Origin of the sequence: Streptomyces odonnellii (genome assembly GCF_000981895.1) — a bacterium.
GTDB lineage: Bacteria > Actinomycetota > Actinomycetes > Streptomycetales > Streptomycetaceae > Streptomyces > Streptomyces odonnellii.
Window position 1 is genome coordinate 1 of the sequence record NZ_LATD01000055.1, and the last position, 14,949, is coordinate 14,949.

Below are 14,949 nucleotides of genomic sequence, written 5' to 3' on the forward strand. Positions count from 1 at the left end.
CCGCCGCCCCGCCCGCCGAACCGCCGCCCGGCTGTCCCGCGCACACGGGCGGTGGCGGTACGGATCCGCTTCCGCTCACCTCCGCGACCGGCGCGGCCGAACCCCGCGAGGTCTACCGCACGCTGCGTGAGGAGTGGGGCACCGTCGCCCGGGTCGAGCTGGAGCCGGGTGTCCCCGCCTGGCTGGTGATGGGCTACCGCGAGCTGCTGGCGGTCACCCGCCAGGAGCAGGTCTTCTCCCGTGACGCCCGCAACTGGCGCGACCTCAACGAGGGCGTGGTGTCGCCTCGTTCGGGACTCCTGCCGATGATGGCGTGGCGCGCCAATGTCATCGGCGCGGACGGCCCCGAACACCGCCGGCTGCGCCAGCCCCTGGACGACGGGGTCGCCCGGATCGACCAGCGCAAGGCGCGCCGCCAGGTCGAGAAGGTGTGCACGGAGCTGATCGCGGAGTTCTCCCCGCACGGCCGCGCCGATCTGGTGAGCGAGTACGCGGCGATCGTGCCGCTGCTCTCCATCGCCTCGCTGTTCGGGCTGGACAGGAGCGAGGGGCAGGAGCTGCGGCGGGCGCTGGTCGCGCTGTTCGGCAGCGCCGACGACTCGCAGGACGGCAACCGCCACTTCCAGGAGATCCTCGTCGACACCCTGTGCGAGCGGCAGGTCAACCCGGCCGACGATCTGACGACCGCGATCATCCATCACCCGAATCTGCGCACCGACGCGGAGCGGCTCCAGTCGATGGTGGTGATGATCTCCTCGGGGACGGAGGGCGTCAACGCCTGGATCTCGCACGCCCTGCGGCTGATGCTCACCGACCCCCGGTTCGCCGCCCGGCTGCACGGCGGCCGGCTCGGGGTGGACGACGCCCTGGACGAGGCGCTGTGGCGCGATCCGCCGATGAACAACATGCCCGCCCGGTACGCGCTGCGCGACACCGAGCTGGGGGGCCGCCGCATCCGGCGCGGCGATGTGCTGATCCTGGGGATCGCCGCCGCCAACGACGATCCCGCGATCCGTCCCGACGAGGCGGGCGAGCCGGGCAACCGCGCGCATCTCGCGTTCTCGGCCGGTCCGCATGTGTGCCCGGCGCAGGTGCCCGCGCGGCTGATCACCCGTACGGCCGTGAACACCGCCCTGCATCTGCTGCCGGACATGAGGCTGGCCATCCGGGCCGAGGAGGTGAGCTGGCAGCCCTCGCCCTGGACGCGGGTACCGGTCTCGCTGCCGGTGGAGTTCACCGCCGCGCCGCGCCGGCCCGGGCGGGGGTGACTACGCCGTGCGGGCCGGGCCCGTGGGTGTCAGAGCCGGCCCGCCTCCACGATCCGCCGCAGGAACCGCTTCGTACGGTCCCGGCGCGGCGCCCCGAAGACCTCCGCCGGGGTGCCGCGCTCCAGGACCACTCCGCCGTCCAGGAAGCAGACCTGGTCGGCGACCTCCCGGGCGAAGCCCATCTCATGGGTGGCGAGCACCATCGTCATCCCCTCGTCCTTGAGGTCCCGTACGACCGAGAGCACCTCGCCGACCAGCTCCGGGTCGAGCGCCGCGGTGATCTCGTCGAGGAGCAGCAGCCGCGGGCGTACGGCCAGGGCACGGACGATCGCGGCGCGCTGCTGCTGGCCGCCGCTGAGCCGGTCCGGGTACTCCCCGGCCTTGTCGCCGAGACCGAGCCTGGCCAGCAGTTCCCCGGCCCGCTCCGCCGCCTCCTCGCGCGGGACGCCGAGGACCCGGCGGGGCGCCAGGGTGATGTTCTGGAGGACCGTCATGTGCGGGAAGAGGTTGTACGACTGGAAGACGACGCCGATCCGGCGGCGTACCGCGTCCGCGTCGGCCCGGGGGTCGGTGATCTCCTCGCCGTCCAGGAAGATCGCTCCGTCGTCGATCTCCTCCAGCAGATTGGCGCAGCGCAGCAGGGTCGACTTGCCGGAGCCCGACGCGCCGATCAGCGCGGTCACGGTGTGCGGCGCGACATCGAGGCTGACGTCCCGCAGCACGACCCGGTCCCGGCCGAAGGTCTTGCGTACCGACTCCAGGCGCAGCACGGGCGTGTCGCCGGCCGTCATACGGTTCCTCCCTGCGCGCGTCTGCGGTCCATCCGGGCGGTGACCCAGTCGGTGAAGCGGGTCATGGGGATCGTCAGCGCGACGAAGACCAGGCCCGCGACCACATAGGGCGTGTAGTTGAAGTACTTTCCGGCGATGATCTGGGCCGCGTAGACGGCGTCGACGGCACCGGCGATCGACACGAGTCCGGTGTCCTTCTGGAGCGACACCAGATCGTTGAGGAGCGGCGGTACGACCCGCCGTACGGCCTGCGGAAGCACCACGTACCGAAGGGTCTTGGCGTTGGACAGCCCCAGTGAGCGGGCCGCCGCGCGCTGCGAGGGGTGGACGGACTCGATGCCCGCCCGGAAGACCTCGGCGACGTACGCGGAGTAGGTCAGGACGAGCGCGGTGCCGCCGAGCAGGACGGGGTCGTTGGTGACGCCCTGGAGCCGCAGCGCGGGCACCCCGAAGACGACCATCAGCAGACAGATGATCAGCGGCAGTCCGCGGAAGAAGTCGGTGTACGCGGTGGCCAGCGCCCGGACGGGGAAGAAGACCGGCCCGCGCAGGGTGCGGGCGACGGCCAGCAGCAGTCCCAGCACCAGGACGCAGACGCCGCAGACCGCCAGCAGCCGCAGATTGAGCAGCAGTCCGTCGAGCACCTCGGGCAGTGCCATACGGGCGTACTCGGCGCTGAAGAAGGTCTCGCGGGTGCGCTGCCAGCCGGGCGAGCCGGTGATGACGAGGTAGAGCACGGCGCCTGTCACCAGGGTGGAGAGCGCCGCGACGGCGGTGGCGCGGCGGGCGCGGGCGCGCTTGTACCGCTCGCGTTCGAGCCGGCGCGCGGACGGTGTGTACCCGTCGTCGCCGTCGTCCCCGCGCGCGCCTCCGCCCGTCCCCCCGCCCCGGGCGGAGGAAGTGGTCTCGAAGGTCACTTGAGCACCGGCGCGTCCACGGCGTCGGACAGCCACCGCTTCTCCAGCGCGGCGAGCGTGCCGTCCTTGCGCAGTCCGTCGACGGCCCGGGTGACGCAGGCGGTGAGCGCGCTGCCCTTGTCGAGGACGAGCCCGAACTGCTCCGCCGTACCCGCCGAGTCGGCGAACTGGCCGACGACCTCGGCGTCCGGCACCTCCGCCGAGGTGATGTAGAAGGCGGTGGGCAGATCGACGACGATGGCGTCGACCTGGCCGTTGCGCAGCGCGGACTTGGCGAAGTCGTTCTTCTGGAAGACGGCGGGCTGCTGCGTCGGCTTGATGATCTCGTTGATGGTGTCCAGGCTGGTGGTGCCGACCTGGGCCCCGAGCTTGGCGCCCTTGAGGGCGGCGGCGGTGGTCGCTCCGGCGTACGGGGACTTCTTCAGCGCGACGACGGCCTGGCGCACGTCGTAGTAGCCGGAGGAGAAGTCGACGGCCTGCCTGCGCTCGTCGCTGATGGAGACCTGGTTGATGTCGAAGTCGAAGTTCTTCTCGCCCGGCGAGAAGGAGTTGTTGAACGGGACGGTCTGCCAGACGACCTGGTCCTTGGTGAAGCCCAGCGCCGTGGCGACGGAGTACGCGACGGCGGACTCGAAGCCCTTGCCGTTCGCCGGGTCGTCGTCCTGGAACCAGGGCGCGTAGGCCGGCTTGTCCGTTCCGACGGTCAGCTTCCCCTTGGTCTCCGTCGCCAGCGCGCCCGGCTCGCAGGAGGCCGCGGCGGACTGCGGGGCGCCGCCGGCGGACGCGTCCGACGACTCCGGCGACGAGGGTGAATCCTGCGGAGCGCAGCCTGTGGCGGCGGTGACGGCGAGGACGAAGACAGCGGGGAGGAAGCTTCGGGCGGTGAGGTGCATGGCGGGAGAGTGACACCGTATGGGGGTGTCTGTCGAGATCACAGGATTGCGATCGTATGAAATCCGCCGGTGGGAGGGGCCGGGAGGTTTGAAGCACAGTGGAACACCGGACCGGGACCGCCGCACCGCACCGGAAGGGACGGCACCCGCCGGACGGCGGGTGATCTCCGCCGCTTGGCGCTGCCGGGGCGCGCCGGACCGGAGGCAGGATGGCGGGACCGGTCACAGAGAGGTGACCGCGCGCAGAGGGAGAGAGCCGATGACCGCCACTTCGTCCTCGTACGTTCCGCCCGCCGAGGGGCGGACCGGTCCCCCGCCGCCCTTCGATCCCGAGCTGGCGGCGGCGCTGGATGTGATCAGGGAGCAGCTCGGGGACACCCTGAAGCTGAACGATCTTCCGGCGATACGGCAGGCCGGGACCCTGGCCCGGCTGCCGGACGAGGACCTGCGGCGGGACGGCGCCATCGAGGTCGAGGAGCGTACGGTGCCGGGGCCGGCCGGCGAGCCGGACATCTCCCTGCTCATCTGCCGCCCGGCCGGAGCGGGCACGGGGCTGCCCGCCGTCTACAACATCCATGGCGGCGGCATGGTCCTCGGGGACAACCGGACCGGCATCGACCGTCTGCTCGACTGGGCGCAGGAGCTGAGCCTGGTCATCGTGTCCGTGGAGTACCGGCTGGCCCCGGAGCACCCGCATCCCGCCCCGGTGGAGGACGCCTACGCGGGGCTGGTCTGGACCGCTGAGCACGCCGCCGAGCTGGGGATCGACCCGGCGCGGATCGTGGTCGGGGGCGGCAGCGCCGGGGGCGGTCTCTCGGCGGCGGTCGCCCTGCTGGCGCGGGACCGCGGGGGCCCGGCGCTGGCCGGGCAGATGCTGCTGTGCCCGATGCTGGACGACCGCAACGACACGCCCTCCAGCCATCAGATGGCCGGCCTGGGGGTGTGGGACCACGAGGCGAACCACACCGGGTGGACCGCCCTGCTGGGCGAGCGGCGCGGTGGCCCGGATGTGTCCCCGTACGCCGCTCCCGCCAGGGCCGAGGATCTTTCGGGACTGCCGCCGGCGTTCATCGATGTCGGTTCGGCGGAGACCTTCCGGGACGAGGATGTGACCTACGCCACCCGTCTCTGGCAAGCGGGCGGCCAGGCCGAACTGCATGTGTGGCCGGGCGGTTTCCATGGCTTCGACGGTCTGGCGCCGCAGGCCGCGGTGTCCCAGGCGGCCAGGGCCGCCCAGCTCTCCTGGCTGCGCCGGCTGCTCGCGGACTGACCGGGCGGGAACCGACCGTTGGCACCGCCCGTTGGACGGCGCAGGATGAAGCGGTGAAAGAGCTGGCGGGCAGGCTCGCGGCACTCGACCCCGACGCGGGCGCGGCGCTCCAGGTGATCGCGTACTTCGACCGGCTGGTCGAGGGCCGCGCGGGCCTGGAGTCCCTGGTGCGCGGCGCGGCGGTGCTGTCGGGCTGCGCGGCCCGGCTGGTGGACGAGGCGCGCGGGGTACGGATCCGGGTGGGCGCCGACGGGGTGCGGCAGGACGGCGGCGGCCCCGTGGATCCCGGCTGGATGTCGGCCGCGCTGGTGCCGGGCGACGGCGCGGCGGTGTGGCTGGAGCGGACCGGACCGCCGAACGGTGTGCACGCGATGGTGCTGGAGCGGGCCGCGGCGGCGGCCCGCGATGTCCTCGACCGGACCCGGGGCCGGGCGCCGGTGGAGGGCCCGGCGGCCGATCCGGCCTCGGTGGAGGTGCTGCTGGACGCCTCGGCGCCGGAGCACGCCCGGCGGCAGGCGGCCGTACGCCTCGGTCTGCGGGACGCGGCGCTCGCCCGCGCGGTGGCGCCCGCGGGAGGGCCCGTGGTGATCGAGGCGATGCCCTCCTCCGGCGCGCGTACGCCGTCCGTCGGCGGCCGGCGCGCCGGGATCGGCCCGGCCGTGCCCGTACCCGGCCTGCCCGCTTCGGCGGCGGCCGCGCGGACCGCGCTGCGGTTCACGGCGGAGGGCAGTGAGCAGGATCCCGGTCCGAGGATCGTGTACGCGGACGATCTGGGCGGTCTCGCGCTGCTGGCCGACGCGGTCGGCCCCGGCACGGAGCCGGTGCCCGACGTCCGCGCGCTGGACCGCGCGATCGCCGCCGCCCCCTGGGCCGCCGTCACACTCCACACTGTCGCCTTCGCCACCAGTCTGCGGGCCGCGGCGGCGGAGCTGACCCTGCACCACTCGACGCTCCAGGACCGGCTGGCGCAGGCCGAGCACTGGCTCGGCTGGCCGGTGCAGGAGCCGCACGGCCGGCTGCGTCTCCAGCTCGCGCTGACGGTGTGGCGGCTGCACCACAATCAGCGCCTCTGAGCGCCGGGGCCGGGGAACTCGTTAGGCTGATCGGCGATGTTCACTCCTGAAGGTCCGACCCTGCGCGAACTCGCCGTCCAGGCACTGTCGTCCGTCGAGCACGGCTACGACCTGCTCGCCCCGAAGTTCGACCGGACTCCGTTCCGTACGCCCGACACCCTGTTGGACGCGGTCGTACACGCCGCCGGGCCGCTCGGCCCTTTCGGTACGGGGCTGGACATCTGCTGCGGGACCGGGGCCGGGGTGGGGGTGCTGCGGCGGCTCTGCGACGAGCGGGTCGTCGGGGTCGACTTCAGCGCGGGCATGCTGGCCGCCGCCAAGGACGCCACCGGATCCGCCGTACCGGATGACGTGCCGGACGCTCCGGGTGCCCGGGGCCCTCGGGGCGCTCCGGCCGTGCACTGGGTACGGGCCGACGCCCGCGCCCTGCCACTGGCGCCCGTTTTCGATCTGGCCGTGAGTTTCGGGGCGTTCGGGCATTTCCTGCCGGCCGAGCGGCCTGCCCTGTTCGCACAGGCACGGGCAGCGCTCCGGCCGGGCGGTCTGTTCGTCTTCCCCGTCCCGGCGCCGCCCCGGGTGGGCTCGAAGCTCTACTGGGCGCTCTGGGGGTTCGACACGGCGATGCGGCTGCGCAATCTGGTGTGGCGCCCGCCGTTCGTCATGTACTACCGCACCTTCCGGCTGCCGGAGGTACTGGACGAGCTGGCCGGTGCGGGCTTCACCACCTCTGTGCTTCCCCTCTCGGGCCTCGGTCTCCGGCCCGACGGCAGCCCCCGGTGCGCGCTGGTGGTGGCGCGCACCGCCTGAACCGGCAGCCGGATCAGTCCTCCAGGGGACGGCCGGGACCGCGCGGTCCCGGCCGCTCGTCGAACACCTCGGGGAACTCGCGGTCGTGGGGCCGCGGCGTCTGCGGGCCGTGCGCGGTCATGATGACGGTCTGCTCGATCCGCACCACGCGGTAGACGTCCTCGCCGATGATCACCTGGTCCTCGCCCCGGGCGACGGCCTCGGCGGCCCGGGTGAAACGCGGAGCCAGCTCGCCCGCGCTCGCCGCCCGCAGCCGCAGCACATCGCGGAGATCCGCCCGCGCCTCCTCCTCGGCCTGGACTGCGGGAAAGAGCTGCCGCCACCCCCGGTCCTCGTGGAGCATCGCGGAGTAGCCCGTGTAATGCGCGACTGACATCCGGTCCGTATCGGGACCGTCCACCGGGAACGCCCGTCTCAGTGCCTCCTCACGCTGCCCAAGCTCCAGCAGCCGCCGGGCGGCCGCATCGTCGAATACACCGTCCGCCGTGTCGTCCGAGTTCGCGCTCATACGAGCAGAGTGCCGTATGAACGCGGTTCGCGCTCCACGGATACAAGGATCATCCGGTGTAAATCCGGCCATCTTTCCGTCACACGAATTCGCCACCGCTGGACGTGATAACCGCAGGCAGGAGGGGTTGAATGGGGAGTGCGGAGGGCATGGGCAGCAGGCACAGGCGCGAGGCACAGGGCAGTCGAGCGGTACGGGAAGCGATCCGCCATGGACCAGAACCAGCGGCCCCCGGGCGAGGACCACGGCAGGCAGCGGAGCGGGAAGGAGACCGTCGCGCTCACGGGCGTCCCCGAGACCCTGCTGTGGAATCTGTACCAACGGGCGTGTGCCGCGCGGCAGCCGTCCTGGCAGTTCGAGGACCCCAAGGCGGTCGAGCTGGTCGACGCCATCGACTACCCCTTCGCCGAGACCTTCGGCCCGCCGAACCCGTTCCTCGCGCAGGGCCATTGCCTGCGGGTCCGCACCTTCGACACCGTCGTACGGCACTTCCTGACCGAGCGCCCCCACGGCACGGTCGTCGCTCTGGGCGAAGGGCTGGAGACCCAGTTCTGGCGGGTGGACAACGGCCGGATGAGCTGGCTGACCGTGGAACTGCCCGAGACCGCGGCCGTCCGGCGGCGGCTGCTCCCCGACGGCGACCGGCGCCGCACCTACCCGTGCTCCGTGCTGGACCCGGCCTGGCCCGACCAGGTCGGCACCGCCCATGGGGTGCTCGTCACGGCACAGGGGCTGCTCATGTATCTGCGACCGCCCGAAGTGCGGGAGGTGATCGCGACCTGTGCCGGGCGCTTCGCGGGCGGGGCGCTGGTCTTCGATGCCGTCCCGAGGTGGTCCAGCGTCTGTACGAGGCGTGGCGCGATGCGGACCCGCCGGGGCTACGCCGTACCGCCGATGCCCTGGGGCATGGACGCGGGTGAGCTGCGGAAGGTGTTCGGGGCGCATCCGCACATCACGGCCGTACGCGAAGTCCCGCCGCCGCGGGGACACGGTCCGTACTACGGCATGGTCCAGCCGGTGCTGCGGCGGGTGCCCGTCGTACGCAATCTCCGGCCGACCATGACCGTACTGACCCGGTTCGCGGCCCGGGCCTGATCAGACGGCCGGCAGCCCGTGGCGCTCTGTCATGCCTGCCGGCTCAGGGCGCGCACCGCCGCCTTCGAGGCCTTCTCGACCAGGGCGACGCCCGCCTCCTTGGTGGCGCTGCCGCGCGAGAGCACGGTCAGCAGATAGCCGTGCCCGTCCACCGTCACGCGCCCGATGCTGTTGATGTCCCACAGGCCGGTCGCGCTCCGCGGCAGCCAGCCGTTCTTCAGCCCGGTGAGCGTCCCCGCGGCGGACACGCCCCAGTCCTGATCCGTCGACACCGTGCCCATCAGCCCTCTTATGAAGTCCTGTGAGGCCTCGCTGAGGTCGGACTCGGAGTCGTCGCCGAACACGGCGGAGAGCAGCACCAGTTGATCGGCGGCCGTGGTCTGGGTCAGCCCCCAGTGGCCGTTCACCCCGGCGGTCGTCGCCTTCAGCCCGAGTCTTCGGTTCGCCTCGTCCAGGCCGGACGACCCGCCGATCGCACTCCACAGCGCGTCCGCCGAGGCGTTGTCGCTGAGACGGATCATGGAGGTCGCGTAGTCCTTCTCCCCCGTCGTCAGATGGCGGTCCTGGTCCTGCGCCTGGAGCAGCAGGGCCACCAGGATGTCGACCTTGACGATGCTCGCCGTGTCATAGGTCTTCCCGGCCCCGTACGACGCCGTGTCCCCGTCCTTCGTGTCGAGCACCGCCACCGAGAGGGAGGCCGAGACGGACTTCACGACCGGTTCGAGCGAGGCGGCCAGCGCCTCGTCCGGATCCACCGCCGGCTTGTCCGGCTCCGGCGAGGGCTTGTCCGGCTCCGCCGAGGGCTTGCCGTCGGCCCCGGAGCCCCGGCCGGTCTCCCCGGCCCGTACCGAGCCCACCGTCCGGAGCCCCGGCAGCGGGGCCGCGCCGGATCCCGGCGGGACCGGCGCGACGGCGGCGTCCGGCCGCGCCGGGACCGGAGCGTCGCCGCCGGTGGTCAGCAGGAGACCGCCGGCCGCGACCCATCCGGTGACCAGGAGGGCGGTGACAGGGTTCGGAGCGATTCTGTGCCGGGCCATGGCGTGAGGTTAGAAACAGATTCTGTGATGTGGATATTTTCCAGGTAATAGGTTGGTGACAAAAATTCCCGACACCGATACTGACGGACGAATCGTCTGATATCGCGGACCTGGCTACCTTTCGGAGAAATACCGGCCGATCAGCTCATTGCGGAACACCCCGCGCGGGTCGAGCCTCGCGATGAGCGCCTCGAAGTCCGTGTACCGCTCGTACAGTCCCCTGACCCGCTCCGGGCCCATGGTGAAGACCTTCCCCCAGTGCGGCCGGGCGGCGAACGGTGCCAGCGCTTCCTCGATGGCGTCGAGCACCGGTGCCACCGCCGCCATGTCCGGGTGCCAGGTGAAGTGGAAGGCGACCGAGTCGCGACCGTACGCCGGGCTCAGCCAGAGACCGTCCGCCGCCACCGTCCTGATCTCACCGATCTGGAGGGCCGGCGCGATCCGCCCGCCGATCGCCGTAAGCGCGTCGAAGGCCGCGGGACCGTCCTCGCGCGCGACGAAGTACTCGCTCTGGAGTTCATCGCCGTTGCTCGGGGTGAACTCCGGCCGGAAGTGGGGCAGCCGCTCGTGCCAGGGCCCCTGCACGCCGCCCTGAACGGTGCAGGTCCCGGCGTCCATGCCCGGCACCGGATGGCGGGGTCCGTCGGCGAGCGCCGCGCCCAGCCAGGTGTCCGGCGCGGGGTCCTGGTGGCCGTCGCCGGTCCGCTGCTTCAGCCAGACCTGGTCGATCCGGCCGGTCCGCCAGGTGGTGAAGAGGCTCACGCTGTAGGCGGCGGAGAGCACCTCGTCGAACCGCTCGAGCAGCCGCTCGTACGGCAGGCCCTCGTACACCCACTGCCGGATGTCGTACGCCGGTACGAGGTCCAGTGTCATCCGGGTGACGACGCCGGCCGCGCCCAGTGCGACGACGGCGCCCGCGAAGTCCTCGTCGTCCCTGGTCAGGGTGAGAGTTCCACCGTAGGCGGTGACGAGTTCCAGGGCGCGGACCGCGGAGGCCAGATTGCCGTTGCCCGAGCCGGATCCATGCGTCCCGGTGGCACAGGCGCCCGCGACGGAGATGTGCGGGAGCGAGCCGAGATTGTGCAGCGCCAGGCCCGCGCGGTGCACGGCACCGGTGAACTCGGCGAACCGCAGACCCGCGCCGACCGTGACCGTACGGGCCTTCTCGTCGATGTCCACGGTCTTCGGCAGTCCGGCCACGGAGACCAGATCGCCATGGGTGTCAGCGAGGGTGTTGAACGAATGACCACTGCCCAGCACGCGCACCGAACGGCTCCCCGCGACGATCTCCCGCAGGCGCTCCTCGGACGAAGGGGCGTGCGTGCGGGCCGCGTTGAAGGTGATGTTCCCCGCCCAGTTCGTCATCGCCGGGGGTATGGCGGACTCGCCGGGCTGACCGGATTCGCCGGGGGCGGCGTGGCTTTCGGGCGCGTGGGGCACGGCGTTCTCCCTGTTCCGTTTCTTCCTGCCGAAATCTTCCTTCCAGGACTCTGGCATGCGCGTCCTCGGAACAGACAACCGCAGGGCCTGGCTCTCCGCCCGGGGACCCGCGGCCCGGAGACCCGCGGCCCGGCCGGGCTTCGGCTTCGGCCTCGGTCAGCCGAGCAGTGCCCCCACCCGCCGCAGCGCCTCGCGGACATTGGCCTCGGCCACGGCCTCCAGCGCCTCGGGCACCGACATCCAGCGCAGCGGGGCGTCGGGCCGCTCCGGGCGCGCCGCCTCGGGCCGGTCCGTGGACAGGACGAAGCGCAGGTCGGCGTGCTCATGGGCAGGTTCGCCACCGCCCGCGGGCACCGGGACGACCACCACCTGGACGAGTGAAGGACCGGCGCCGTCGGGATACGGATACGGGACCAGATCGTCGAGCCCGGTCTCCTCGACGGCCTCCCGCAGCGCGACATCCAGCGGCTCGGTCTCGCCGGGGTCGCCATGGCCGCCCACCTGGAGCCAGGACCTCAGCCGTCCGTGCCAGCGCAGCAGCACGCGCGCGCTCGCGGGGTGGACGATCAGCGCGGACGCCGTGACATGCAGCGGGGTCGAGCGCAGCCAGGGATCGGCGGCGCTCTCGGCCAGCGCGCGGACGCGGCCGACATCGGCGGCCTCGGCCGGGTCCTCCGTCCGGTATCGCGACAGCGCCTCGGTGATCGGCCGGCCCACAGCCCCCATGACGTACCCCCTGCATATGACTGGTCGGTGCCGCGCGGTCCTCGCGGGGCACGGAGGAGGCTACGGAATTCCCGGCACCGGTGTCCTCCGGGTTTCCGGAGGCGCCCGCCCGTACGCCGACCCCGGAACGGGCCGTGTGATCTCCGCTGCACTCCCGGCCCGCACGCCGGGCACCCGGACCATCGGGCATACCATCAGACGTTGGCATGGACATCACTTGGTGGGGATTCGCCGCGCTCGCCGCGGCCGCGGCGCTCGTCGGCTTCTCGAAGACCGCGGTGAGCGGCGCGAATACGGTCAGTCTGGCCGTGTTCGCGGCCGTGCTGCCCGCCCGGGGTTCGACGGGTGTGCTGCTGCCCCTGCTGATCATGGGCGATGTGCTCGCGGTGCTCACCTACCGGCGCCATGCGCACTGGCCGACCCTGTGGCGGCTGTTTCCGGCGGTCGCCGGGGGCGTCGTGGTGGGGACGGTCTTCCTCCTCTGGGCCGACGACGGGGCCGTCCGTACCTCGATCGGGGCGATCCTGCTGCTGATGGCCGGGGTCACGGTCTGGCGGCGGCGTGCTGCGGCGGACGCCGCGAAGGAGACGGGCGGCGCTGAACCGCAGACGGACGACGACACCGGCCGGGACTCCGGCGCCGCTGACCGCCCGGGTCCTTCGGGCGGTCGCCTCAAGGCCCGTTCGTACGGAGTGCTCAGCGGGTTCACGACGATGGTCGCCAACGCGGGCGGCCCGGTCATGTCGATGTATCTGCTCTCCGCGGGCTTCCGGAAGCTCGGCTTCCTTGGCACCTCGGCGTGGTTCTTCCTGATCGTCAACCTCACCAAGGTGCCCTTCAGTGTGGGGCTCGGTCTGATCGACGCCCGCTCGCTCCTGCTGGACGCGGCGCTGGTGCTCTTCGTGTTCCCGGGCGCCTATATCGGCAAGGTGTGCGCGGACCGGATCGATCAGCGGCTCTTCGAGCGGCTGGTGATAGCGGCGACCGTGCTCGGCGGGCTCCAGTTGCTGCTCCGCTGACCGCTACTCCACGTGGTTTACGGTGCTTTCATGCGTGACGATCATGAAGGCCGCGACCGCTCCGGCCGTACGCGCGCCGCGCTCTGGACCATCGCCGGGTGGTGGGCCGCCTTCGTGTCCTCGCCCTTGCTGCCCGCTGTCGTCATCATCGTCATCGCCGCCGCGGCCGCCGGGCTCTTCGCGGGTTCGTACACGTACAACATGGCGAATCCGACACCGCACAGGATCCCCGCCGCCGTCGTCGGCCCCACGCACACCGCGACCGCCACCGCCTTCGTGGAGGGCATGGAGAAGCGGCTCAACGCCTCGCTCGAACTGCATCCCTACGCCACCGACGCCGCCGCGCGCCACGGAGTCGAGGAACAGCAGGTGTTCGCGATCCTGACCTTTCTGCCGCACCGCGTCGATTTCGCGGTGGCGAGTGCGGCCGGGGCCTCCGTGGCCCAGGTGCTCACGGAGGCGGCTTCCATGACGGGCAGGTCCCTCGGCGTGCCGGTGCGGATCACGGATGTCAAGCCCCTCCAGAAGGGCGATCCACGCGGACTCGCGCTCTTCTACATCTCGATCGCGGCCGTCGTCATCGGCTTCGTCGGCGCCACTCAGCTCAATGTCCACGCGAGCGCGCTCACCCCCGGGGAGCGCATCGCCTGCACCGTCGCCCAGTCGCTGCTCGGCGGCTTCTCCATCGCGGCGGTGGTGGACTGGTGGCTGGGCGCGATCCGGTTCCCCTTCGTCGAGTCCTGGCTGATCCTGGCGTTCACGATGTTCACCACCGGCATGGTCTTCACCATGTTCAACACCCTTGTCGGGCGATGGGCGCTGATCCCCACCTGGGGGCTGATGGTGATCCTCGGCAACCCCTCCTCCGGCGGAGCCGTCTCCTGGCCGCTGCTGCCCTCGCTGCTGGGCCACATCGGACGCTGGCTGCCGCCGGGCGCCTCGATCAACGCCCAGCACACCGCCGTCTACTTCGGCAACGCGCAGCACGCGTTCCCCTTTGTCGTCCTGGCGTGCTGGGCGCTGGTGTCCACAGCCGTCTTCCTGATCTGGCGCGAACGCCACCCCGGCGGCCACGGGCCCGCCGCCGCCCCGCCGAAGGGAAGCACCGGCCGGGACCAGGATGCGGGCTCGGTATGACCGGTCCGTACGCATGGCTCTACCCTGAGCGCCATGAACGCAGGGGGCCAGGAAAAACGCGTGATCGACGGCCGGTTCGAGCTGCTGGGCCGACTGGGCGCGGGCGGTATGGGAATGGTGTGGCGCGCCCGTGATCTGGCGCTCCATCGCGAGGTGGCGCTCAAGGAGGTACGGCCGCCCGATCCCGCGCTGCTCGCCGCGGATCCCGCGGCGGCCAGGACGCTCCGCGAGCGGGTGCTGCGGGAGGCCAGGGCACTGGCCAGGATCGATCACCCGGGAGTGGTGACGATCCATCACATCGTGGACGCGGCGGAGATCGCGCATCCCTGGATCGTCATGGAGCTGGTGCAGGGGCAGTCGCTCCAGGAGCGGCTCGCCGTGGGCCTGCTGACTCCCGGCGAGGCCGCCGCGCTCGGGCGCGGAGTGCTGGGGGCGCTGCGCGCGGCGCACGCGGCCGGGATCCACCACCGGGATGTGAAGCCCGCCAATGTCCTGCTGCGCCCGGACGGCAGGCCGGTGCTCACGGACTTCGGTATCGCGGCGCTCCAGGGAACGACCGGTCTGACGGCGACCGGTGAACTCATCGGCTCCCCCGAGTACATCGCCCCCGAGCGGATCCGCGGCGACGAGGGCCGTACCGCCTCGGACCTGTGGTCGCTGGGCATGCTGCTGTACGTGTCGGTCGAGGGCGCGCATCCGCTGCGCCGGACCACCCCGCTCGCCACGCTGGCCGCCGTGCTCGACGAGGAGATACCGCGGCCCGTACGGTCCGGGCCGCTCGGGCCCGTGGTGATGGCGCTGCTGGACCGGAACCCGGACGCCAGGCCCGAGGCGGCCGAGCTGGACCGGCTGCTCGCGGCGATCCCGGAGAAGCCAGGCTTCGGGCCGGCCGCGCCGGACACCGTAGCGGCGCCCCTGCCGCCGACCCTGGTGACATCCCCGCCGCCCGCCTACGGGTACCCACCCAC

At 72.2% G+C, this 14,949-nt stretch carries 15 protein-coding genes; 8 read left to right on the forward strand and 7 right to left on the reverse strand.

Annotation, left to right across the window (positions count from 1 at the left end):
• Positions 1 to 1,268 (forward strand): cytochrome P450 (locus WH07_RS07350; RefSeq protein ID WP_052744283.1); only part of this gene is annotated, 1,268 nt, incomplete at its 5' end.
• A gap of 29 nt (positions 1,269 to 1,297) precedes the next feature.
• Here the strand turns inward: WH07_RS07350 and WH07_RS07355 are convergent.
• From WH07_RS07355 to WH07_RS07365, 3 genes are read right to left on the reverse strand one after another with little or no spacing between them, the layout of a single operon-like run.
• Positions 1,298 to 2,059, reverse strand: a complete 762-nt coding sequence (locus tag WH07_RS07355; protein WP_046496761.1) for an amino acid ABC transporter ATP-binding protein — start codon at positions 2,057 to 2,059, stop codon at positions 1,298 to 1,300.
• Positions 2,056 to 2,976, reverse strand: coding sequence for an amino acid ABC transporter permease (locus tag WH07_RS07360; RefSeq protein WP_046496763.1), 921 nt, complete (start codon positions 2,974 to 2,976; stop codon positions 2,056 to 2,058). The genes WH07_RS07355 and WH07_RS07360 overlap by 4 nt, the downstream gene beginning before the upstream one ends.
• Positions 2,973 to 3,869: an ABC transporter substrate-binding protein gene (locus WH07_RS07365; protein ID WP_046496765.1), complete on the reverse strand. Its 897-nt coding sequence runs from the start codon at positions 3,867 to 3,869 to the stop codon at positions 2,973 to 2,975. The genes WH07_RS07360 and WH07_RS07365 overlap by 4 nt, the downstream gene beginning before the upstream one ends.
• Before the next feature lie 259 nt (positions 3,870 to 4,128).
• Between WH07_RS07365 and WH07_RS07370 the strand changes: the two genes are divergently transcribed.
• The 3 genes from WH07_RS07370 to WH07_RS07380 are packed head-to-tail and all read left to right on the forward strand — an operon-like array spanning position 4,129 to position 7,019.
• Positions 4,129 to 5,139 carry an alpha/beta hydrolase gene (locus WH07_RS07370; RefSeq protein WP_046496767.1) on the forward strand — a complete coding sequence of 337 codons (1,011 nt, stop codon included), beginning with the start codon at positions 4,129 to 4,131 and terminating at the stop codon, positions 5,137 to 5,139.
• 53 nt (positions 5,140 to 5,192) lie between these two features.
• Positions 5,193 to 6,212, forward strand: coding sequence for a helix-turn-helix domain-containing protein (locus WH07_RS07375; RefSeq protein ID WP_046496769.1), 1,020 nt, complete (start codon positions 5,193 to 5,195; stop codon positions 6,210 to 6,212).
• Between the two features lie 36 nt (positions 6,213 to 6,248).
• Positions 6,249 to 7,019 carry a class I SAM-dependent methyltransferase gene (locus WH07_RS07380; RefSeq protein ID WP_046496771.1) on the forward strand — a complete coding sequence of 257 codons (771 nt, stop codon included), beginning with the start codon at positions 6,249 to 6,251 and terminating at the stop codon, positions 7,017 to 7,019.
• A gap of 13 nt (positions 7,020 to 7,032) precedes the next feature.
• Here the strand turns inward: WH07_RS07380 and WH07_RS07385 are convergent, their stop codons facing one another.
• Positions 7,033 to 7,527: a DUF5954 family protein gene (locus tag WH07_RS07385; RefSeq protein WP_046496774.1), complete on the reverse strand. Its 495-nt coding sequence runs from the start codon at positions 7,525 to 7,527 to the stop codon at positions 7,033 to 7,035.
• A gap of 210 nt (positions 7,528 to 7,737) precedes the next feature.
• Here WH07_RS07385 and WH07_RS07390 point away from each other — a divergent pair, with 210 nt between their 5' ends.
• Positions 7,738 to 8,622 (forward strand): class I SAM-dependent methyltransferase, encoded by an 885-nt coding sequence (locus WH07_RS07390; RefSeq protein WP_046496776.1) that lies wholly within the window; start codon positions 7,738 to 7,740, stop codon positions 8,620 to 8,622.
• A gap of 29 nt (positions 8,623 to 8,651) precedes the next feature.
• Here the strand turns inward: WH07_RS07390 and WH07_RS07395 are convergent, their stop codons facing one another.
• From WH07_RS07395 to WH07_RS07405, 3 genes are all read right to left on the reverse strand, one after another.
• Positions 8,652 to 9,659, reverse strand: a complete 1,008-nt coding sequence (locus WH07_RS07395; protein WP_079023024.1) for a serine hydrolase — start codon at positions 9,657 to 9,659, stop codon at positions 8,652 to 8,654.
• Between the two features lie 114 nt (positions 9,660 to 9,773).
• Positions 9,774 to 11,024 carry a D-arabinono-1,4-lactone oxidase gene (locus WH07_RS07400; RefSeq protein ID WP_079023025.1) on the reverse strand — a complete coding sequence of 417 codons (1,251 nt, stop codon included), beginning with the start codon at positions 11,022 to 11,024 and terminating at the stop codon, positions 9,774 to 9,776.
• A gap of 231 nt (positions 11,025 to 11,255) precedes the next feature.
• The gene (locus WH07_RS07405) at positions 11,256 to 11,825 is read right to left on the reverse strand and encodes an NUDIX hydrolase (RefSeq protein ID WP_046496778.1); all 570 of its coding nucleotides are present in this window, start codon (positions 11,823 to 11,825) and stop codon (positions 11,256 to 11,258) included.
• A 206-nt stretch (positions 11,826 to 12,031) separates the two neighbouring features.
• Here WH07_RS07405 and WH07_RS07410 point away from each other — a divergent pair, with 206 nt between their 5' ends.
• The 3 genes from WH07_RS07410 to WH07_RS07420 all read left to right on the forward strand — a co-directional run.
• Positions 12,032 to 12,844: a sulfite exporter TauE/SafE family protein gene (locus tag WH07_RS07410; protein ID WP_046496780.1), complete on the forward strand. Its 813-nt coding sequence runs from the start codon at positions 12,032 to 12,034 to the stop codon at positions 12,842 to 12,844.
• 30 nt (positions 12,845 to 12,874) lie between these two features.
• Complete coding sequence (locus tag WH07_RS07415) at positions 12,875 to 13,981, forward strand: ABC-2 transporter permease (protein ID WP_232788761.1); 1,107 nt, start codon at positions 12,875 to 12,877, stop codon at positions 13,979 to 13,981.
• Between the two features lie 33 nt (positions 13,982 to 14,014).
• Positions 14,015 to 14,949: serine/threonine-protein kinase (locus WH07_RS07420; RefSeq protein ID WP_157877266.1), on the forward strand; the 935-nt coding region annotated here is incomplete at its 3' end.